This window comes from Hydrogenovibrio sp. 3SP14C1 (genome assembly GCF_029625905.1).
In the GTDB taxonomy this organism is placed as follows: Bacteria; Pseudomonadota; Gammaproteobacteria; order Thiomicrospirales; family Thiomicrospiraceae; genus Hydrogenovibrio.
In genome coordinates this window covers 1-254 of sequence record NZ_JARTLM010000214.1, presented here as the reverse complement: position 1 = coordinate 254, position 254 = coordinate 1, and the positions used below count along the sequence as shown (strand labels likewise).

The following is a 254-nucleotide window of genomic DNA, read 5'->3' as shown; positions in this document are numbered from 1 at the left end:
GGCGCGCGAGAGGGCCTGGAAGACGGGCTCGATCCCCCGCCGCGCGGCGCCAAGCCGGTCCGCCACCTCTGCGCCCCCGGCCACCGCCCCATTCGCCCCGCGGCCCGCGTGGAAGGCGACGTCGAGAAGCACGGACACCGCGGTCAGGGCGCGGTCCTGGCGAAGGAGGCGGAGGGAGGGCTGCATCGGATGGATCTACGCTGTCGGGACGTGCAATTCCAGGCCCTCCTCCAGCCCGGCGAGCGCCGCTTCCA

At 74.8% G+C, this 254-nt stretch carries 1 protein-coding gene; it reads right to left on the bottom strand.

What is annotated here, in order from left to right:
• The coding region (locus P8629_RS12300; RefSeq protein WP_278166390.1) for a hypothetical protein at window positions 1-186 on the bottom strand (186 nt) is incomplete at its 3' end.
• Between the last annotated feature and the right edge of the window lie 68 nt (window positions 187-254).